20 protein-coding genes are annotated in these 19,931 nt (G+C 70.2%); 8 read left to right on the forward strand and 12 right to left on the reverse strand.

Translation table 11 applies throughout. The annotated features are described in order from the left end of the window. Positions 1–59: 59 nt before the first annotated feature. From ACQP0P_RS37215 to ACQP0P_RS37245, 7 genes are all read right to left on the reverse strand, one after another. Positions 60–503: a protocatechuate 3,4-dioxygenase subunit alpha gene (locus ACQP0P_RS37215; protein WP_433364579.1), complete on the reverse strand. Its 444-nt coding sequence runs from the start codon at positions 501–503 to the stop codon at positions 60–62. Then, positions 503–1,183 carry a protocatechuate 3,4-dioxygenase subunit beta gene (gene pcaH, locus ACQP0P_RS37220; RefSeq protein WP_343969861.1) on the reverse strand — a complete coding sequence of 227 codons (681 nt, stop codon included), beginning with the start codon at positions 1,181–1,183 and terminating at the stop codon, positions 503–505. The genes ACQP0P_RS37215 and pcaH overlap by 1 nt, the downstream gene beginning before the upstream one ends. Next, positions 1,180–2,355 carry a 4-hydroxybenzoate 3-monooxygenase gene (locus tag ACQP0P_RS37225; RefSeq protein ID WP_433364582.1) on the reverse strand — a complete coding sequence of 392 codons (1,176 nt, stop codon included), beginning with the start codon at positions 2,353–2,355 and terminating at the stop codon, positions 1,180–1,182. Before ACQP0P_RS37225 ends, pcaH begins: the two co-directional genes overlap by 4 nt. Before the next feature lie 62 nt (positions 2,356–2,417). After that, positions 2,418–3,164: an IclR family transcriptional regulator gene (locus tag ACQP0P_RS37230; RefSeq protein ID WP_433364585.1), complete on the reverse strand. Its 747-nt coding sequence runs from the start codon at positions 3,162–3,164 to the stop codon at positions 2,418–2,420. Between the two features lie 24 nt (positions 3,165–3,188). Beyond that, on the reverse strand, positions 3,189–3,632 hold the full coding sequence (locus ACQP0P_RS37235) for an SRPBCC family protein (protein WP_350921241.1): 444 nt from the start codon (positions 3,630–3,632) through the stop codon (positions 3,189–3,191). Between the two features lie 23 nt (positions 3,633–3,655). After that, a complete protein-coding gene (locus tag ACQP0P_RS37240) occupies positions 3,656–4,561 on the reverse strand; it encodes a phosphotransferase enzyme family protein (RefSeq protein WP_350921239.1) in 906 nt (301 codons plus the stop codon). Then, complete coding sequence (locus tag ACQP0P_RS37245; RefSeq protein WP_433364589.1) at positions 4,561–6,009, reverse strand: helix-turn-helix domain-containing protein; 1,449 nt, start codon at positions 6,007–6,009, stop codon at positions 4,561–4,563. Before ACQP0P_RS37245 ends, ACQP0P_RS37240 begins: the two co-directional genes overlap by 1 nt. Positions 6,010–6,241: 232 nt before the next feature. On the opposite strand from ACQP0P_RS37245, the gene ACQP0P_RS37250 reads away from it, so the two are divergent. The 3 genes from ACQP0P_RS37250 to ACQP0P_RS37260 all read left to right on the forward strand — a co-directional run bounded on the left by ACQP0P_RS37250 (position 6,242) and on the right by ACQP0P_RS37260 (position 7,749). Then, the gene (locus ACQP0P_RS37250; RefSeq protein WP_030912059.1) at positions 6,242–6,526 is read left to right on the forward strand and encodes a hypothetical protein; all 285 of its coding nucleotides are present in this window, start codon (positions 6,242–6,244) and stop codon (positions 6,524–6,526) included. A gap of 279 nt (positions 6,527–6,805) precedes the next feature. Then, entirely contained in the window at positions 6,806–7,534 is a 729-nt protein-coding gene (locus tag ACQP0P_RS37255) for a glycosyltransferase family 2 protein (protein ID WP_433364593.1), read from the forward strand. Positions 7,535–7,602: 68 nt separating this feature from the next. Continuing rightward, positions 7,603–7,749: a hypothetical protein gene (locus tag ACQP0P_RS37260; RefSeq protein ID WP_433364596.1), complete on the forward strand. Its 147-nt coding sequence runs from the start codon at positions 7,603–7,605 to the stop codon at positions 7,747–7,749. Positions 7,750–7,986: 237 nt separating this feature from the next. On the opposite strand, the gene ACQP0P_RS37265 is transcribed toward ACQP0P_RS37260, so the two are convergent. Then, positions 7,987–8,220, reverse strand: a complete 234-nt coding sequence (locus tag ACQP0P_RS37265; protein ID WP_433364599.1) for a hypothetical protein — start codon at positions 8,218–8,220, stop codon at positions 7,987–7,989. 118 nt (positions 8,221–8,338) lie between these two features. Continuing rightward, on the reverse strand, positions 8,339–8,923 hold the full coding sequence (locus ACQP0P_RS37270; protein ID WP_433364601.1) for an HD domain-containing protein: 585 nt from the start codon (positions 8,921–8,923) through the stop codon (positions 8,339–8,341). Positions 8,924–9,172: 249 nt separating this feature from the next. Here ACQP0P_RS37270 and ACQP0P_RS37275 point away from each other — a divergent pair, with 249 nt between their 5' ends. Continuing rightward, positions 9,173–10,063 (forward strand): nucleoside hydrolase, encoded by an 891-nt coding sequence (locus ACQP0P_RS37275; RefSeq protein ID WP_433364604.1) that lies wholly within the window; start codon positions 9,173–9,175, stop codon positions 10,061–10,063. Between the two features lie 37 nt (positions 10,064–10,100). Here ACQP0P_RS37275 and ACQP0P_RS37280 read toward each other — a convergent pair whose 3' ends face one another. Together ACQP0P_RS37280 and ACQP0P_RS37285 are read right to left on the reverse strand one after the other, a co-directional pair. Beyond that, complete coding sequence (locus tag ACQP0P_RS37280; RefSeq protein WP_433364607.1) at positions 10,101–10,466, reverse strand: STAS domain-containing protein; 366 nt, start codon at positions 10,464–10,466, stop codon at positions 10,101–10,103. Positions 10,467–11,262: 796 nt separating this feature from the next. Next, positions 11,263–12,603: an APC family permease gene (locus tag ACQP0P_RS37285; protein WP_433364610.1), complete on the reverse strand. Its 1,341-nt coding sequence runs from the start codon at positions 12,601–12,603 to the stop codon at positions 11,263–11,265. Between the two features lie 133 nt (positions 12,604–12,736). Here ACQP0P_RS37285 and ACQP0P_RS37290 point away from each other — a divergent pair, with 133 nt between their 5' ends. Next, positions 12,737–13,132 (forward strand): hypothetical protein, encoded by a 396-nt coding sequence (locus ACQP0P_RS37290; protein ID WP_433364613.1) that lies wholly within the window; start codon positions 12,737–12,739, stop codon positions 13,130–13,132. A gap of 254 nt (positions 13,133–13,386) precedes the next feature. Here the strand turns inward: ACQP0P_RS37290 and ACQP0P_RS37295 are convergent, their stop codons facing one another. Beyond that, on the reverse strand, positions 13,387–14,511 hold the full coding sequence (locus ACQP0P_RS37295) for a glycosyltransferase family 4 protein (protein ID WP_433364616.1): 1,125 nt from the start codon (positions 14,509–14,511) through the stop codon (positions 13,387–13,389). Positions 14,512–14,538: 27 nt separating this feature from the next. Here ACQP0P_RS37295 and ACQP0P_RS37300 point away from each other — a divergent pair, with 27 nt between their 5' ends. Genes ACQP0P_RS37300 through ACQP0P_RS37310 form a run of 3 tightly spaced genes read left to right on the forward strand, consistent with a single transcriptional unit; the run spans position 14,539 to position 19,926 of the window. Continuing rightward, positions 14,539–15,405: a PIG-L deacetylase family protein gene (locus ACQP0P_RS37300; RefSeq protein ID WP_433364619.1), complete on the forward strand. Its 867-nt coding sequence runs from the start codon at positions 14,539–14,541 to the stop codon at positions 15,403–15,405. A gap of 34 nt (positions 15,406–15,439) precedes the next feature. Beyond that, the gene (locus tag ACQP0P_RS37305; RefSeq protein ID WP_433364622.1) at positions 15,440–16,501 is read left to right on the forward strand and encodes a lysylphosphatidylglycerol synthase transmembrane domain-containing protein; all 1,062 of its coding nucleotides are present in this window, start codon (positions 15,440–15,442) and stop codon (positions 16,499–16,501) included. A 53-nt stretch (positions 16,502–16,554) separates the two neighbouring features. Next, positions 16,555–19,926, forward strand: a complete 3,372-nt coding sequence (locus ACQP0P_RS37310) for a BTAD domain-containing putative transcriptional regulator (protein WP_433364625.1) — start codon at positions 16,555–16,557, stop codon at positions 19,924–19,926. Positions 19,927–19,931: the final 5 nt, after the last annotated feature.

Below are 19,931 nucleotides of genomic sequence, written 5' to 3' on the forward strand. Positions count from 1 at the left end.
GCGGTCGGCACCCACATCAACCGTCTGCGCGACCGTGCCGAGATGGTCAGGCGCTGAACTCAGTAGGCGAAGAACACCGTCTCGCCGTCGCCCTGGAGGCGGACGTCGAACCGGTAGGACCGCTCCCCCTCCGGCACCGCGACGAGCGTGCTCCGGCGCGACGGGTCCACCTCGGCGGGGAACCGCGCCTCCGCGGTGAGATAGACCCGGGTCCAGACCGGCTTGAGCAGGCCACGCGCGAAGATCAGCAGGGGGATGTAGCCGTCGGGCCTGGCCGTGCGGAAGCGGTAGGAGCCGTCGGCCCCGGTCTCGCCACGACCGAACAGCCCCGGCTGGCAGATCTCCAGCAGCGCGTCGGCCACCGGCTCGCCCGCACCGTCCAGCACCCGGCCACGCAGCTCGATCGCGTCCGGATGGTCCTCGGGCACGACGAGAGGCCCCTCGGCGTACGGCAGGGCGTACCCGAAGAACGGGCCCACGGTCTGCGACGGGGTCTGCGACATCACTCCTCCTCGAACGGGGTCGCGCCCAGCACGACGTCCCAGCGGTAGCCGAGCGCCCACTCGGGCTCGGTGACATCCAGGTCGAAGGCGGAGACGAGCCGTTCGCGGTCCTTGGGCTCCGGGACCGACTGGAAGATCGGGTCGTAGGCGAACAGCGGATCGCCGGGGAAGTACATCTGGGTGATCAGACGCTGGGTGAAGGCGGTGCCGAACACCGAGAAGTGGATGTGCGCCGGACGCCAGGCGTTGGGGTGATTACGCCAGGGGTAGGACCCCGGCTTGATCGTGACGAACCGGTAGCGGCCCTCGGCGTCGGTCAGGCAGCGGCCGAACCCGGTGAAGTTCGGATCGAGCGGGGCCGGGTGCTGGTCCACCGGATGGGCGTACCTGCCGGTGGCGTTCGCCTGCCAGACCTCCAGCAGCGTGTTCGGCACCGCCCGGCCCCGGCTGTCGAGGACCCGGCCCGTGACGATGATCCGCTCGCCGATCGGCTCGCCCGCGTGCTGCCTGGTCAGGTCGTGGTCCAGCGGCCCGACCGGCCGGTGGCCGTAGACCGGGTCGAGCAGCTCCGCCGCCTCGGGATCGAGGGCGGGTCGCACCGGCGGGTACGAGGGGGCGCGGAGCAGGGTGCTGAGATAGCCGGGGGTGAGGTGGTGCGGATGCGGATCTGTGAGGGTCACGGGCGGGCTCCGAAATCGAAGGGCAGGCCGACGTAGTTCTCCGCGAGCGTGGTCGCGGCGGCCTCTGAGGAGGTGACGTAGTCGAGATGTGAGATCTGCAGGCGCCGCCCGTAGGGGTCGTCGGTGTCGAAGGTGTGCAGCAGCGTGGTCATCCACCAGGAGAAGTGCTGGGCGCGCCAGACCCGCTTCAGGCAGCTGTCGGAGTAGGCGTCCAGCAGGTCGCCGGAACCCGTCGCGTAGAACTCGGCCAGGGCCGCGGTCAGCAGCCGGACGTCCGCGACCGCCAGGTTGAGCCCCTTGGCTCCGGTGGGCGGCACGATGTGGGCGGCGTCCCCGGCGAGGTAGAGGTTGCCGTGGCGCATGGGCTCGGCGACGAACGAGCGCATCGCCGACATGTCCCTGGAGATGATCGGCCCCTCGGCCAGCGTGAACCCGGGGACCGTCTCCAGACGTGCCCGCAGCTCGGCCCAGATCCGCTCGTCCGGCCAGTCGTCGAGCGAGGCGTCCGGGGGAACCTGGAGGTAGAAGCGGCTGATCTCCTCGGAACGCATGCTGTGCAGCGCGAAGCCCCGCTCGGTATGGGAGTAGATCAGCTCCTTGGCCGACGGAGGGACCCGCGCGAGGATGCCGAGCCAGGCGAAGGGGTAGTCCCGTTGGAAGACCGTCAGGACGCCCTCGGGGACCGACCGCCGCGAGACGCCGTGGAAGCCGTCGCACCCGGCGATGACGTCGCAGTCGAGGCGCTCGCCCTGGAAGGTGAGGTAGGGGTCCCTCTCCAACGAGTGCAGGGCGACGTCCGGGACGTCGAAGAGAATCTTCCCTCCGTCGGCCAGTCTGCGGGCGACGAGGTCCTTGACGACCTCCTGCTGGCCGTAGACGGTGATGGCCCGGCCGGGAACGAGCTCCTCGAAGGGGATGCGGTGCCCGGCCCCGCCGTACCGCAGCTCGATGCCGTGGTGCGGCAGCCCCTCGGCGCGCATCCGGTCACCGACGCCCGCCTCGTTGAGCACGTCCACCGTGCCCTGCTCCAGCACCCCGGCCCGCACGCGTTGTTCGATGTAGTGCCTGCTCCGTGCCTCAAGGACCACCGAGTCGATGCCCCGCAGGTGGAGCAGATGGGAGAGGAGCAGCCCTGCGGGGCCCGCTCCGACGATCCCGACCTGAGTTCGCATGCGTCGAGCATTCCGCACCGTCCACCCCCGCACGCGTCACTCTTCCGTTCAGCGGAAATCTTTCAGCGCTGGAGGGCGGCGAGATCTCGGGAGAGCGCCCCGGCCGCGGTCAGCACGGCGGATGCCAGCCGGCGCGGGTCGGCGTTGTGCCGCCAGGCCACCAGTGACAGCGCCGCCACCACCCGGCCGCCCGCCCCCCGCACCGGCACCGCGACCGAACAGGTGCCCACCGACATCTCCTCCTGTGTGCGGGCGATCCCGGTCCGGCGGACCTCCTCCAGCTCGGTACGGAGCCGCGTGGGGTCCACCACCGTGTTGGGCGCGTGCGGGGTGAGCTCCCCGGCGAGCACCCGCTCCACCGTCTCCGGGTCCGCGAAGGCCAGCAGGACCTTGCCGACCCCGGTCGCGTGCAGCGGCAGCCCTCCGGCCACCCGCGAGACGATCGGCACGGAGGTGGGCCCGCGTAGTCGCTCCACGTACAGCGCCCGGTCGCCGCGGAGCACCGCGAGCTGCACGTTCTCGCGGGTCGCGGCGTAGAGATCCTCCATGTACGGCAGGGCGAGCTCACGCAGCTCCCGCGGTTCCGTCGCCTGGGCACCGATCTGCCACAGGAGCATCCCGACCCGGTAGGAGCCGTCGGGGAGCCGCTCCACGAAGCCGCCCGCCACCAGCTCCCCGACCAGCCGGTGGCCGGTGGCGGGAGGCAGCTCGGCCCGGCGGCAGATCTCGGTGAGCGTCAGCCTCACGTCTCCCGGCAGGAACGCGCCGAGGATCGCCATCACCTTCCCGGTGACCGTGGGCGCTCTCACGCGTCCCGCTTCGGCCGCCGAGGCCTAGGAGGCGGAACCCAGGCGGGCGGCCAGGATCCCGGCGCGGGCGAGCTGCACCTCGCGAGCCTTCTTCGCGGCGTAGCCCAGCATCGGCCTGACCCAGGCGTGCACCACCAGGATGTCTTCAACCTCGGTTCCCCCGTCCTTCTCGCTGAGAGTGAACCGGTACTCCAGACGCACCCCGCCGGGACTGTCGACCTCGCCCTCGACGGTCCGCGGCGTGTTCCGCAACGTCACCTTGATCATGTTGTCGTACTTGACGACGCCGAGGAACTTGAAGCGTTCCACCGAGGTGTAGCGGGTCTCGGCCTCCCCCTGCTCGATGTCCTTGACCGCGACCACCATGGGCGAGAGCCCAATGTAGCTCTGCGGCTGGCTCAGGTGGGCACGGAGCGCCTCCGGAGTGTTACGGACATGAAAAGTATTACGAAGCGTGACCTTTGGCATGCTCTGTCCCCGCTTGAAGATCTTTATTGAGAGACACTAGCGGGTTCCGCCATGTACCAGCGAGCATGTTGTTCACCTCGGGTGAGGGAATCGAGCCTGCGGGGCAGCTCGCGCCGGGAGAAGGGGTCCGCGGCGGCGTTGCGGATGTGGATGCCCACCGCGTAGATGTCCCTGACCTCCATGAGCGTGGAGTATCCCGGCCAGGAACGCAGATCGCTGCCGTACGCGTCGGCGAACGCGTCCACGTCGGCGGCGGTCAGTCCGAAGCGCCGCTGGCCGTGGTAGGTGTGGACCAGGTCCCACTCACGGGGGCCGACCGCGACGCCGTCCCAGTCGCAGAGCACCACATGGCCGTCCGTGCAGCGCAGCAGGTTGTCGATCCAGGCGTCGCCGTGCAGCAGCACGGGCTCGTCGTCCACGCCGAGGTCCAGCCAGCGCTCCGTCAGCTCCGCGATGCGGTCGCGCAGCCAGGCCCGCTGGCAGGGGGTGAGCTCTTCGGAGCGGTCCACGGCGCGGCGCACCTCGCACAGCGGGTCGACGAACCGCCGCAGAGCCATCGGCGGCACCGGCAGCAGGTGCAGGCTGCGCAGGATCTCACCCAGCTCCGTGGTGGTGGGGCGGCCGCTGGCCGGCACGTAGTGCCAGAACGTGACGACCCTGCCCTCGTGCACCACGGGCTGCTCGGAGATCTCGTCGGCCGGGCGCACCGCGGGGAACCCCTGCTCGGCGAGCCAGCGGGCCACCGCGAGGACCAGCGGCAGCCGGGTCAGCGCGTTGGGCGCGGTGGCGATCCTGACCACGATCTCGCTACGCAGCTTGAAGACGGCATTGCTGCGCACCCGCAGCAACTCCGCGTCCCGGTGATCGATGCCGAGATCCTCGCAGACCTCCCGCAGGACGGTGAAGGCCTCCTCGGCGAGCGACCCCATCAGCTGACCGGAGCCGCGCCGGTGACCAGGTCGTTCAGACGGCGCACCGCCGCCGCCCTGTGCCTGGTCTGCGGCACCTCCGACAGCAGCGCCCTCGCGCGGTTGAGCACGATGGAGGTGCGGTGCTCCTGCGGGACCTGAAGCAGTGCCTTCTCCGCCAGATGGCAGGCGTCGTCGATCTTGCCGTCACGGACCAGGTGCGCCGCCTGGTCGAGCAGGATCAGCACCGGGTCGATGGCGTACGGTTCCGAAGGGCTGGTGGGCCCCGGCTTCCAGTCGACGTCCTCCCCCAGCTCGATCAGGGTGCCGATCCGGTAGAACTGCAGCCGCCGCTCGGAGAAGCGGAAGGCCAGGTGGTCGTGGCCCTCGGGAGGCATCCTGGCGAAGATCCGCTCCGCCTCGGCCAGCGCGACCCTGGCCGCCTTGTGCTCGCCCATCCGGGCCAGTGCCCGTGCCTCGGCCGCCGCGCCGAGCGCCGCCGGGGAACTGGGCGCGTTCCCCGCGAGCATCCTGGCCTCGCGCGCCAGCCGCACGGTCTCGGCCAGGTCTCCGTAGTAGTACGGCAGCATCGCCTGCTGTGCCCGGACGAGGGCGCGCAACCGCACATCCCCCATGTCGTCGGAGGCGGTGCGCGCGGTGCCGTACCAGGCGTGGGCCTGGCGGGTGTCGCCGAGCTTCATCAGCGCGTCGGCCGACAGCAGCGCCAGCATGACCGTGGCGTTGAGCAGGCGGCGCTGGGCCATCGCGGGCTGACGGGTCAGGGAGAGCGTCCTGACGTCCGACAGCTCCAGCATGAGCCGGTAGAGCATCGGCACCGGCGCGCTGCTGATGTACTCGCGCCGGTAACGCAGCACCTGCTCGTCGAGCCGGTCGAGCTGCTCCTCGGAGACGGTGGAGATGGCGAGCGTACGGTCCAGGTCCTGACGGGTCCGCTCCACCTCGGCCAGTAGCCGGCCCGTCATCACGGACCGTGAGCCGAGCAGGGCGTGGTGGAACAGCGCCCGCCGCTCGATGTCGTCTTCGGACCGTTCCCGCTCCTCGGCCTGGTAGGGCGAGCGTCCCTCGCCGCCGGAGACGACCACGACCTTGGCGCCTCCGCCGTCCTCGCAGTAATCTCCGGCCAGGCCCAACCTGACGGCGTTCGCGCGGTACAGTCGGGCCAGCAGATCGATGGTCTGCGGGCGCGGTCTGGCCCGGTTGTTCTCCCAGGCGTTGAGCAGGTCGATGCTGGCCCGCGCCTCGCCCAGGTTCTGGCGCTCACAGAGCTCCTCCAGCTCCTGAACGGACTGCCTGGCCGACCATCCCCTGGCCAGGCGGTGTGCCTTGAGCAGGCTCACCCCGCAGCAGCCGTGGACGGCCTGCGCGGTCTGCCAGTGGGTCCACTGCCTGGAGGCCGCCTGCTCGCGCCAGCGTCGCGCACATGCGGGCGAGTGCTCACCTCGGGCCACGGCGTCCCTCTCCCGGTCGCTGTTTACACAACATTAACAAGGGCGCACCACAGCGTAAACGCGTCCGTGCACTGGATTCCCTTTATTCGCGGTTTCTCCACGGAACATCCATGACTTTCCGGTCTATTCCACTGATCCCGAGGGGGTTTGCGGAAGGACCGATTGCCTCAAGTGCCACGAAACCGCACTCTGCAAAGAGGCAAGTCACGAGTGTCCGCCAGGAGTGATCCGGATGATGGCAGAACGCGGCGAGGCCGTCGACCACCTGCGTCGGTTGGCAGCCCAGTTGGAGGCACACGCCTTCCAGGTACGCCTGAGGTCGGCAGCGGGGCTTTATCCAAGGCTCCATGTGATCAACCCGATGGCCCCCGCCAGGACCGAGGACGTGTTGGCCGCCCATGAGGACGACGGCGAGTGGTGGTTCTGGTTGTCCTGGGCCGGTCGTATCGGCCACGCGGAGGACGTCGCCACGGCCGCGGAGCGTGTGGCCAGTGTTCTTCATGTGATACGGAGATAGGTGATTCTTGGGGCTGACATGGGTAACACCCGGTGATCCAGCCCAGAATGGAGCGGCATCGTGAAAAGGATCCTGGTCGTGCAACGCCCCCGTCCCCCCCGCAAGCCGGTACCGCTCGACCTGCGCAGCCCCTCGGGTCGTACGCTCCCTTTCTGACCGTCGGCAAAGAGACCTTCCCCGTACCCCCAGGGGAAGGTCGGGGCGACCGGCCTTCCGTCCCGGACGGGCTTGCAAGGGGCTTTCAAGCGTTCTGCAGGCGGTTCGGTAGACCTTATGCGCATGAACAGCGCCCCTTTCGCCTTCAGTGTCAGTGTGGTCGTTCCCGCTATGAACGAGGCTGAGAACCTCCCCCACGTCTTCGCGACCCTGCCGTCCTGGATCGACGAGGTGATCCTGGTCGACGGCAACTCCATCGACGACACGGTGGCCGTGGCCAAGGCCCTCCGGCCCGGACTGCGCGTCGTCAGGCAGACCGGAAAAGGCAAGGGCAACGCTCTCACCGAGGGTTTCGCCGCCGCGACCGGTGACATCATCGTCATGATCGACGCTGACGGATCGACCGACGGCAAGGAGATCCACGCCTTCGTGACCGCGCTGGTCGAGGGCGCCGACTTCGCCAAGGGCTCGCGCTGCGCTCCCGGCGGAGGATCCGACGACATCAGCCCGATCCGCTCGCTCGGCAACACGGTGCTGACCAAGATGACCAACCGGCTGTACGGCACCCGCTACACCGACCTGTGCTACGGCTACAACGCCTTCTGGGCCCGCCACCTCGACGCACTCGACCTCGACTGCGACGGCTTCGAGATCGAGACGCTGATGAACATCCGCGCCGCCCAGGCCGGACTCGTCATCCGCGAGGTCCCCAGCCACGAGCGCAGCCGGATCCACGGCGCCAGCAACCTGCACGCCGTCCGCGACGGCCTTCGGGTGCTCCGCACCATCCTCCGCGAGCGCGAGGGCCGCGTCGGCGACGTCCGGCTCCGCCGGGAACAGGTCGCCGCCTGACCTCCTCGATCGGCGAGATCACACGAAGGCCCTCGGCTGGTCCCCCGGTACGGGGGGTCGCTGTCGTCATGGACATCACCGAGCACCGTCGCCTCGAAGGCGACACCTCCGGCTCCAGGCATTTCCTTCTCGCCGCCCCCGACCGGGATGGCGCGGAGAAGTTCCCACGGAACCAGGGCCTTCCCCGAGAGATCGATCTCGGGGACCAGGCCTGACTCAGGCGAATCTGGACTTCGGACGGTCCTGAAGGACCTCGTCCAGGTAGACGTCCACCTTCTCGTCGCAGAAGCGACGCGCCGGCTCTCCTCCGACGGGGCCCGGTACGACCAGGCCAGATCCGCCCGGCCGTCGACCGACCACTGTTCGGCCTCCCCCTTGTACGGACGCGGCCCGGTTGGCCATGACGCACCCCGGGCCGCACATCCTCACATCTTCGGTCCCAGCGCCGACTCCTACGGCGGCCAGCAGGTCGTGGGCGGTACGTAGGTGGGTGCGGGCGTCGGCGCGGCGGCCTTCGCGGCGCAGCCACTCGCCGTAGAGCAGGTGCGCACGGCCGAGGTCCGGCCGGAACCGGGTGCGGGAGAGCCGCTCGATATCTGCGAGCCGTTCGCGAGCTCTTCGTCGAAGCTCTCACGGCGGAGCAACTCGTCGCGACCGGCGAAGTCGCCGCCACGCTCCGCGAACATCTTGGTCCGTCCCCCAACAGATGACGTTCTCGGCTGGTTCGGAGCGCAGCGTGTAAGAGGCCCACACAGAATGCGATGCTCTTCCTCAAGATCCCCGCCCGAGGTCGGCCGGCGAGCGTCAGATGTCCCGCTCCCCGTTGAGCACGCGTGTCACCCACTCAAGCGACCCCGTGCCGAGTGCTTCGTCCGCGAGGCGTTTGGCGGACGGCGTCTTCAGCGCGGCGAGAGAGCTGTCGATCCACGGCTGCACGTTCTGATGCCCCTGCTCCCGGTACTCGATCGCCTGGATCAGGCACTCCAGCTTGTCCGCGTCACGGGCGCAGACGGCTTCGAGGCTGGTCTTCTCCTCGTACTCACCGACCGCGCCGCTCACCATCTCCGCCACGGGCTCGGGGAGACCGCGCACCTGGTCGGCGGTGACGTCCTCGTTCCGTGCCGCCTTCAGGTAGGGCTTGGCGAGGTAGGGAATGTCGGTGACCCGCGTCTCCTGCGTGTCATGGAACAGGCTCATGAAGGCCGCGCGCTCGGGGTTGCCGCCTTCCAACGCGGTGATCACGCTCGCGATGATCGCCGTCCGGAAGGAGTGGTCGGCGATGCTTTCCGGGTCCCGTACTCCCGCGACCAGCCAGCCCGTGCGCCTGTAGCGCTTGAGCAGCCCGATCTCATACAGCAGGCCGGCCAGCCTCGACGGTTCCTCGGCCATGGAGGCCCCCTCTCTCCCCCTCGATGGATCACACTCGGAGCTTGAACTCCTACCCGGTCTGAACGCCGGGGATTCTTCCCGTCGCATCGGCTGAGCGGCACGCGGGAGTTGACGCTTCACGAGGTGGTGGACAACCGGCCGGGGAGCGGGCCCAGCGGCATGATCGCGATAAATGACTCGCCCCGTTTCCTTGGAGTTCATACGATCAGTGGACTTTTCACCACAACGCGGGGAAGATCACGAGGCGCGATGCTGGATCTGTTGTTCGATCTGGAGACCCAGGATCCCGACGATGTGCTGACCCTGTGCCTGGTCGCAACCCATCCGGCGGTACGGCTGCGCGCCGTCACCGTCACCCCCGGGTCAGCGGCCCAGGTCGGGCTGGTCCGGCACGTGCTCGGGCTGGCCGGCCGAGACGACGTCCCGGTGGGCGCCAGTGATCCCGGCACTGGCAAGGATCATGTGTCCGCCTTCCATCACCGCTGGCTCGGCGCTCCCGTGCCGGCTCTGCCGGACGCCCCGCCCGGCGCACTGATCGCCCGGACTCTGGAGCGCCACCCCCGGGCCACGCTTCTCACCGGCGGGCCGCTTCACAACCTCCGGCGGTTCCTCGACGAGCAGGCGGGGGTGAGGCTGAGCCGGTGGGTGGCCCAGGGCGGGTTCGCCGGTGACAACGTCGTGCCGCCCGAGCACCGGCTGCCGAAGTTCGACGGCCGTACCTCGTGCCCGACGTTCAACTTCAACGGCGCCCCCGGGGCGGCCCGGCTCGCGCTGTCGTCCGGTGACCGGATCGCCCGGCGCGAGCTGGTGTCCAAGAACGTCACCCACGGGGTTCGCTACGACCGGGAGTTCCACGAGCGGCTGCGGCCGTACCGGGACCGCACGGCCGGACTCGCCCTGGTGTTCTCGGGCATGGAGCACTACCTGCGCAAGAAGCCGGGGGGAAAGCTGCTGCACGACCCCACCGCGGCCTGCGTGGCCATCGACCACGCCATCGCCGGCTGGGCGGAGGTCGAGATGGTCCAGGAGGAGGGCGGCGCGTGGGGCGCGCGGCCGGCCATCGGCAGCCAGACGTTCATCACGACCGCGATCGATCGCGAGCGGCTCTTCGAGACCTTTGTCGGCGAGGGCACCATTTGATCTCGCACGGTGGTCGCGCGTCGTGCGGAACCTCGCCTCAGGCCGCTTCCAGCGCCTCGGCCACGGAAGGGAACATCTCGAACACCTGGGTCAGGCCGGCCAGGTTGAGCCGCCGAGCGAGGTTGCCCTGAACTCCGGTGAGGATGACCCGCACTCCCTCGCTCAGGCCGTGGTGGCGAACCTGGAGCAACTCGCCGATCCCCGAGGAGTCGCAGAAGGTCAGGGCCGACAGATCGAGGATGAGAAGCTCCGAGGGCAGGGCACTCCACGCCCTTCCCATCTCCTCCCGCAGCACCGGCGTGTGGTAGTGATCAAGCTCCCCACTCGCCCGCACGACGAGCGTGGTGCCGTGCAACCCCGAGGTGGCGGTGAAAGCAGGCTCCGCCTCATTTCCCACGAACATGACCAACCTTCTGACCTACCTTGTCCCAAGCAACACAACTGTCTCATACGATGTGAACCACCCCGGTGGGCCACGGAGCACGCCGGCCTCACCGGTCGGTCACATCGTTCCGGGAACACCTTCATCGCCTCCTCTGGTGATACAAGGAACAATGACGGCATGCTGAAACCGCGCCCGATGGCGGTCATGGTCGTCGGAACGCTCCTGGTCACCGCGTGCGGCGCGGGCCGGACGGCGCCCGAACCCAGCTCGACACCGACGCCGGATCGTACGAACTCCCAGAGCCTGACAGCGCGGGCCACGGCCTCTCCCGATGCCGGATCCCGGAATCCCACGGCGACTCCCTCGGCGAACGCGGTGATCGCCGCGTCCGCCGAGTGGGCGGTGGAGGCGGGAAGCTCGAAGCTGTCGGGCTCCACGGCACTGCTCGACGTGGCGGCGACGACGAGAGGGCCTTCGTGCTCCGCCGCTGAGCCTCCCCGCACGGCCACAAGGTCTCCGGCTTGGAACAGACGGTGTCCCTGCCGGAAACATGCCCTCCGTACTCTGCGGACACAGCGCCCCCAACCCCTCAAACACCACTACTGATTCCCTCAACGACACAGCCGGGACCCCGGGGACGATACCTCCACCCCCGAGCGGTCCGCGCTCGGCGAAAAAATCCGCGAAAAAGTCAGTCAGCTGGCGTAGTCTCTCTCAAACTCCAACAAAGAGGGAGTACGACATGAAAAAGGTCTTAATCCTCCAAAAGCCTCGGCCGCCCCGGAAACCCGCCCCCCTCGACCTCCGCACCCCCTCAGGACGAGCTCTGCCCTTCTGACAGGAAGAGCCGGTTGACGAACCAGAGGATCATCCCGATCGCGAGCAGGACCCCCGCTCGGATGTAGACGTCCGCCCCCCTGCCGGTGACCGGCAGCGCCAGGACGAGACAGACCAGCGCCCCCAGGGCGGGCATCCAGCTCGGCGCCCGGAAGTGCTCGTGGTCCACGCGCTCCCTGCGCAGGACCAGCACGGCCACATTGACGATCATGAAGACGCAGAGCAGTAGAAGCACCGTGGTGTCGGCCAGGTTGCCCACGTCGCCGGTGGCGACCAGCACCGCCGCGACCCCCACGGTGAAGACGATGGCCACCCACGGGGTGGATCTCGTCGAATGGACCGACGCGAAGATTCGCGGCACGATCCCCTCCCGCGCCATGCCGTAGACCAGGCGCGAGGCCATGAGCATGTTGATCAACGCGGTGTTGCCCACCGCGAGCAGCGCGATCAGGGCGAACAACTTGGGCGGGAACGCCGGCCCGGCGACCTTGACCACTTCGAGCAACGGGCCGGACGAGGTGGTCAACGTCCTGGTGTCGACCAACATGGTCGCGGTGAACGCGACCCCCAGGTAGATGATCGCCGCGGCGGCCAGGCCGCCGAAGAGCGCCCTGGGAAAGTCCCGCTGCGGATTCTTGGCCTCCTCGGCGAGGTTGACCGAGTCCTCGAAACCGAGCAGCGCGTAGAAGGCGAGTGCCGTGCCTCCCAGAACACCGAGGAAGGCGCCGTTGACCGGGTGGAACTCCAGGGCCCGGGACGGCTCGCCGTCACCGGACAGCAGGGCGTAGATCCCGATCGCGATGATGACCAGCAGGCCGAACGCCTCGATGATCGTCAGCACCACGTTGACCTTGATGGACTCGGAGATGCCGGCGAAGTTCACCAGGGTGACCAGGCCGAGGAAGATGAACGCGCCGACGACGACCGGCAGCGTGACGAACTCCGCGAGGTAGTTGCCGCCAAAGGCCCGTGCCGCGGCACTCGCCGAGGTGATCCCGCTCATCATCACCGCGAATGCCACAATAAAAGTGACAAAGGGGATATTGAACGCTTTATTCACATAAAGCGCAGCACCCGCGGCCTGCGGATATTTACCGACGAGTTCGGCGTAGGCGGTCGCCGTCAGCGCCGCCAGCAGGAAGGCGACGAGGAAGGGCAGCCACAGGGCTCCCCCGACATAGCCCGCGACCTTCCCGACCAGCGCGTAGATCCCCGCGCCAAGGATGTCGCCCACCACGAACAGCAGCAGGACCCTGCGCCCGATGACCCGCTTGAGCGAGCGCTGACCGGAACCGGATTCGACGATCACCTCAGCCATACCCCGCTCTTACCCACAGCGAGAGTGAAATCACACCAGGTCACCTGAGTCACTTCTGTAAGTGTCGTGAAAGTGACGCGCAAGCGCCTCCGCTATCGTTTTCACTTGTCACGAAATGCAATGAAAGGCAGAAATGTTCCGTGCCCTTTCCTTCCGCCGTATCGCCGTCGCCGCAGCGGGAGCCGCTCTCATATCGATGACCGCCGCCTGCGGCGGGTCGTCCACCAACGACGCGATCTGCACCGAGGCCGCCTGGTCGAAGTCCTTCGCGGACTACACCACCGCCGCCACCGCGAGCGCCGGTGACCTCGGCAAGTTCAACGAGGCCATCGCCAAGCTCGCCGCCGACCTCAAGGCTCTGGCGGACACCGCGGACGGCGATCTGGCCACCGCGCTCACCGACCTCTCCACGTCGTTCGGGTCGTTCAAGATCGACCCGAGTGATCCGACCGCTGCGGCCGCGGCCGCCTCGACGTTCGGATCGAAGATCCAGGAGGCGACCACCAAGCTCGCCGCCGCCTGTTCGTAACCGGACCCGTGCCTCCTTTCCGACAGGAGGCACTCCCGGTACGGCCGCCGCTCCGCCTGCGGGGGGCAGTGCGGCGCGGCGGCCGTACCGAACATCTCCCGAGGCCCCTGCCACCGCACGGCAGGGGCCTCGCCCGTTTCACCCCGCCCCGGCCCCACCCGCGTCCCGGTCCCCGCCCGCGCGGGCCCGGGGCGGGAAAGCCCCGGGCCGAGACGGCGGCGGGGTGCTCCCCCGCCCGCACCGGGCCGGCCCCGTCAGGCCCCGCGCCCGCGGGCCTGCTCGTAGCAGCGTTCGAAGCCTTCGAGCACCGTGGGCCAGGAACTGCGGACGGGCTCGGTCTCCCGGTTGTTCGCCGCGATCACCTGGCGCAGCTCACGGTCGCGCACCAGCCTGGCCACCGACGCGACCAGGTCGTCGAAGCTCCGCCCGAGCAACCCCTCCTTGCCCTGCCGGACGAAGTCGGCCACCCCGCTCTGCGCGCGCGCCACCACCGGTACCCCCGCCGACCTGGCCTCCAGCGCCGCCAGCCCGAAGGACTCACGGGGCGCGGGAGCGACGAACACGTCCGTCGCGGCGAGCAGTTCGCGGATCTGGTCGCGGCTGTAGCGGCCGGGAAGCGAGACCCAGCCGGTCATCCCGTTGGCCCTCAGATAGCGCTCCATCCGCGACCGGGCCGGGCCGTCCCCGACGATCGTGGCCCGCATCGGCATCTCCCGAGGCACCAGGGCACGGGCCTCCCGCAGGAGCCGCAGCAGCCGGATCGGCTGCTTGCGGGGCGCCAGCCGCCCCACCGCGACGACATGCACCGGGTCGGACCGTACGGAATCCACAGCAACGGACTCCACGGCAGGGGATACGGCGCGCCAGCCGGAGACGTCCAGGCCGTTGGAGACCACGTGCACCGGCACGCCGGGACCGGCCACCGCGCGGATCGGCAGGGCGGCCGCCTCGCTCACCGCGGTGCCCACCAGTCCCCAGCGGTGCCATCCGAACAGCAGCCGCAGCCCTCGATAGAGCGCCCTGGTGACCGGGTCCCACATGCTGTGCACCGTGACGACCAGGGGCAACCCCGCCCGCGTCGCCGCCCGCACGCCCATCCAGGCGAACGGCGAGACCGCGCCGGTGTGCACGTGCACCACCTCGGGGCGCCGCGCTCTCACCAGACGGAGCAGGTGTCCCACCCCGAACGGGTGGACCGGCAGGTCGAAGGGGAGTCCCGCGACGATCCTGTGCACTCCGGGAAGGGGCTCCCCCGGGGTGGCGGTCGCCACCTCGACATGGTGACCGGCCTCCCGCTGCATCCGGATCAGATCGGCGACCTGCACCTCGATCCCACCCAGGCGCGGCAGGTAACAGTCACTGATGTGGAGGATCCTCACGATGCCAGCGTAGACCCGCGTGAGATCATGCCTGCGTGCCCCCCGAGGGCACATCCAGCCCTCGCGAACGGAGTCAGCCTGATCAGCGACGTCAAGACAGCGGTGTTCTTTCATGCCCATCCCGACGACGAGGCCCTGCTGACCGCGGGCACCATGGCGATGCTCGCCGCCGAGGGACACCGGGTGGTGCTCGTCGTGGCGACCTCGGGTGAGCGAGGCCAGGCCGACCTCGAACCCGGGGAGGCACTGGGCGCCGCCCGGATGGCCGAGCTGTACGCGTCGGCGGCCGCGCTCGGCTGCGCCCGGGTGGTGAACCTCGGCTACGGGGACTCCGGGCTGGCTCCCGGCGGCGGGATCGCCGACGACAGGCCGGACAACGCCTTCATCGACGCCGACACGGAGGAGGCCGCCCGGCGGCTGGCCGCCATCCTCACCGAGGAGAAGGCCGACCTGCTGACGACCTACGATCCGGCCGGGGGCTACGGGCACCCCGACCACGTCCAGGTGCACCGGGTCGGCGGCCGGGCCGCCGAGATCGCGAAAACCCCGATCGTGCTGGAGGCCACGGTCAACCGTGACCCCCTGCTGCGGGGGCTGCGGCTCGTCCGGAGGTTCTACCCGCAGCTCGACATCCGTGCCTTCGAGCGGGCCTACTCCCCCGGCGAGGTGATCACCCACCGGGTCGGCGTGCGGCGCTTCGCCCGCCAGAAGCGGGCGAGCATGGCCGCCCACGCCTCCCAGGCCACCGGCGCCGACACCCGCACGCTCGGCGTCATGCTCAAGATCCCCCAACCCCTCTACCGGCTGGTCTTCGGCACCGAGTGGTACGTCAGGCGGGACGTCCCCCTGGGCTCCCGCCTGAGGCACCCGTTCGAAACTCCTCCCCGAGGATGAGTCCGGAAGCGGCACACTGGGGCGGGGGTGTTACGTGAAGAGCAGATTGCTCCAGGTTGGGTTGTCGGTCGCGTCGCTGGCGCTGGCCGCCACACTTGTGATCTTCCTGCCCCAGATAGTGGCGGCCCTGACGGGCAAGCACGTCTCCTGGTCACAGATCGGCGCCCAGTTCGCCGCGCTGCAGCCCGGCCAGGTCGCGCTGATGGCCGCCGTCTGGCTGCTCAGCCTGCTGGCCTACACGTTCGTGCTGACCGCCTCCCTGCCCGGCCTCACCCACCTGCAGGCCCTGACGCTGAACGCGGGCGGCAGCGCGGTGAGCAACCTGCTCCCCTTCGGCGGCGCGGCCGGGGTGGCGATGACGTTCGCAATGACCAGGGGCTGGGGTTTTCCCGTCCGGGCCGTCGTGGTCTCCACGCTGACCAGCGGCATCTGGAACACCCTGTTCCGGTTCCTGCTGCCCGCGGTGGGAATCGTGGCCCTGCTGCTCAGCGGGCAGCCGCTCAGCCCCGCGGTGACCAGTGCCGGCTGGGCGGGTGCGACGTCCATCCTGGTGCTGGTCGCCGTGGTGACCGTCGCGCTCTACTGGGACCGCGCCGCGGGCGTCCTGGGCCGGGTCCTCGACGCCCTCGCCCACCTGCTCCCCCACCGGATCCGCCCCGGTCGCCATACCGTCTCCGAGGCGCTGGCCAAGCTGCGGGCCGACACCTCCGAGATCGTGCGGAACCGCTGGGCCGGGCTGACCCTGGGCATGATCTTCTTCCTCGGTCTCCAGTGGCTGATCCTGGTCGTCTGCCTGCACGCGACCGGCGCCTACCCGGGTCTGGCCCAGTCGATCGCCGCCTTCGCCCTGTCCCGGGTGCTGACCACGGCTTTGGTGACCCCCAGCGGTACCGGAATAATGGAGGCGGGCACCATCGGCGCGCTGGTCTTCTTCGGTGCGCCGCTGGACTCCGCCACCGCCGCCGCACTGCTTTTCGGGTTCTGGACCTACACTGTCGAAATCCCCTTCGGTGGACTGGCGCTCGGCGCGTGGTCGTTCCTGCGCCGGCGTGAGAACACCGCACCGGCCCCTGAAAAGGAGTCGATCGGCCGCTAGATTGGGAAATACCTTGTGTGCGATTGGAAGGCCCACATAGCGTGGCGGCTGACATGGTGGCGTTCCGAGTTCTCGGCCCGGTCGAGGCGCATTCCGGTGAGGACCAGCTCGACCTGGGCGGGCTCCGTCAACGTGCGGTCCTGGCGCGTCTGCTCGTCGCGCGCGGGCAGGTCGTTCCCGTCGACTCCCTGCTGTACGACCTGTGGGACGACGACGCGGCCAAGGGCGCACAGTCGGGCCTTCAGGTCTACATCTCCCGGCTGCGCAGGGTGCTGGAGCCCGGCCGGCCACGCGGAGGTCCCAACCGGCTGCTGGTGACCGTGGCCTCGGGCTACGCGCTGCGCGCGGCCCCCGAGCAGGTCGACGCGCTCCGCTTCGAGACGCTGGTCCGCACCGCCGGAGAGCACCTGGAGGGTGACGACCCCACCTCCGCGCGGCCCCGCCTGGAGAAGGCCCTGGGCCTGTGGCGCGGCACCCCGTACTCCGACTTCGCCGACCAGCCGTGGGCCGAGGCCGAGGTCAACCGGCTCGCCGAGCTGCGTCTGGTGGCCCGTGAGCGGCACGCCGACAGCGGCCTGCGGATGGGCATGCCCGCGGAGGCGGTGCCCGACCTGGAGGCGCTGACCACCGAGCACCCGCTCCGTGAGGAGGGCTGGCGGCTGCTGGCCCTGGGCCTGTACCGCTGCGGGCGGCAGGGCGAAGCGCTGGCGGCGCTGCGCAGGGCGCGCACGATCCTCTCCGAGGAGCTCGGGATCGACCCCGGCCCGGCGCTGCGCAAGCTGGAGTCCGACATCCTGTCCCAGGACCCGGGCCTGCAACTCGCCGCCCCGCCGCCGACCAGGCAGCGCCAGCAGGTGACCGCCGACACCTGGCCGCCCAGGCCCGCGGTGGCCCAGGTGGAGCTTCCCCCGCTGGAGCCCGAGCCGTTCGTCGGCCGCGACGCGGAGCTGAGCAGGCTGACCACCGCCGCGGCCAGGACCGGCCGTTTCACGGTCGCGATCATCAGCGGTGACGCGGGCGCGGGCAAGACCACCCTGGTCCGCCAGCTCAACAGGCGGCTGTCCGACGACGGGTGGGGCATCTCCTCCGGAGCCTGCCCCGACAGCAGTGCCACCCCCCCTGGCTGGGCCTGGGTCGAGATCCTGCGCACCCTGGTGAGCGCGGCCGGTCCGGGCGAGTACGCCGCGCTGCTGGCCCCGCTGCTGGACGACGCGGCCCCCGAGCCCGACGACGACCAGGCCTCCGGCGGATTCCGGCTGCACCGGGCGGTGGGCGGCTACCTCGCCGCCGTCGCCAAGGAGACGCCGATCCTGCTGACCCTGGAGGACCTGCACTGGGCCGACGACCAGACGCTGGCGCTGCTCCGCGCGCTGCCGAGTCTGCTGGCCACCAGCCGGGTGCTGCTGGTGGTGACCTGCCGTGACAGTGAGCTGAGTGACCAGCAGGCCGACGTGCTGGCCGCGCTGGCCAGGCTCGGTCCCGTCCGGGTCGGTCTCACCGGACTCGACACCAAGGCGGTGGCCGAGCTGGTCCGGGCGACCTGCGTGCGCGAGGTCGACGAGGACGCGGTCAACAGCATCGTCGAGCGCACCGGCGGCAACCCCTTCTTCGTCCGCGAGACGGTGCGCCTGCTCGACGCCGAAGCGGTGAGCGACCGCGCGACGGCCGCCGAGGTGATCTCCGGAGTGCCGTCGGGCGTCCGTGACGTGCTGCGAAGGCGGATCTCCCGGCTGCCCGCGGTCGCCCAGCAGATCCTGCTGCAGGCCGCGGTGATCGGCCGCGACGTCGACGTGGACGTGCTGGTCGACGTCTCCGGCGACGAGGACGCCGTGGTCGACGCGGTGGAGGCGGCGCTGCTCGCCGGGCTGGTCACCGAGCCGGGCCCCGGCATGCTCCGATTCGACCACGACCTGGTCCGCGACACGCTCTACTCCGACGCCTCCCGACTGCGCCGCTCCCGGATGCACGCCGCGGTGGCCGCGGTGATCGAGCGCAGGAATCCCGGTGACGTGGCCGCGCTGGCCCACCACTACGACTCGGCGGGCACCAGCGAGACCGCCATCAAGGCGGTGCACTACGCCCAGCTCGCCGCCGAGCAGGCCGAGCGCCGCTTCGCCCACCGCGAGGCCGCCACCCTGTGGGAACAGGCCATCGCCGCCTTCGACAGGTCGGGCATCACCCACACCCCCGACAGCACCAGGGAGCGCCTGCTGCTGACCCTGCGGTTGATCAAGGCGTTGGCGCTCTGCGGCGACATGGCCGCGGCCCGCAGACGGCGGCGTGAGGCGATGGACGCCGCACTGCCGCTGGGCAACCTGGAGCTCACCGCCCGGGTGGCCGCCTCGCTGGCGGTGCCGCACAAGGGCATGGCCCGCGACTTCACCCGTACCGCCTGGGAGATCGTCGACGTCGCCGAGCAGGCGCTGGTCGAGTTGCCCGCCGGTGAGCAGTCACTGCGGGCGAGCCTGCTGGCCACACTCGCCCTGGAGCTGGAGGGGTCGGCCACTCCCCGGGGCGAGCAGGCCTCGCTGGAGGCCGAGGAACTGGCCAGGCGGTCCGGCGACCCCGCCCTGCTCGCGACCGCGCTGAGCGGGCGGCTGCGCCAGTCGTACGGCATCACGCCGGTGGGCGAGCGCGAGGTCATCGGCAGGGAACTGCTGGAGGTCGGCAGGGCGACCGGGCAGATCTCGGTGCAGGCACTGGCCCACCTCGTGCTGATGGAGTGCGCGGCCGCCTCGGGCGCGTTCGCCGAGGCCGACGCGCACGTGGCCGCCACCGAGAGGCTGGCCAGGCAGTACGGCCTGCCCGCGCCGGCCGCCGTGGTCGCCTGGTACGCCGGGCAGCGCCTGATGATCGCCGGTGACTTCGCCGGGGCGGAGCGCGCCTACCGCGACGCCGCCCGGCTGACCGCCAGGGCCGGCATGCTGGAGGGCCGCCAGGACCTGCCGCTGATCACCACGTTCTGCCTGAACCTGGTCAACGGGCAGGCCGCCGAGATGGTCGAGCCGCTGGCCGAGGCGCACCAGCGCGGGGCCAAATGGACACTCGACGCCTACGCGGTGGCCCTCGCCTCCGCGGGCCACCATCGCGACGCGAGGGCCGTCATCGCGGTGAAGACGCCGGTGCGCCCGGACTTCCTCTACGAGCTGGCGATGATCTGGCGGGCCCTGGCGGGCATGCTGCTGGACGACCGGGAGCGGATGATCGAGGCGTACGACACGCTGAAGCCGTTCGCCGACCGGATCGCGGGCGCCGGCACCGGCGTGGTGGCACTCTGGCCGGTCGCCCTGACCCTGGGCGACCTGGCGCTGCGGCTGGGCTTCACCGACGCGGTGCGGCCGCACTACGAGAACGCCCTCGCGGTGGCCGAGCGGGTCGGCGTGAGCCGGTGGGTGGAGGCGGCGCGGCGCTCCCTCGGCGGCTGACACGC

This window comes from Streptosporangium sp. CA-115845, from assembly GCF_050943795.1.
Lineage (GTDB): Bacteria > Actinomycetota > Actinomycetes > Streptosporangiales > Streptosporangiaceae > Streptosporangium.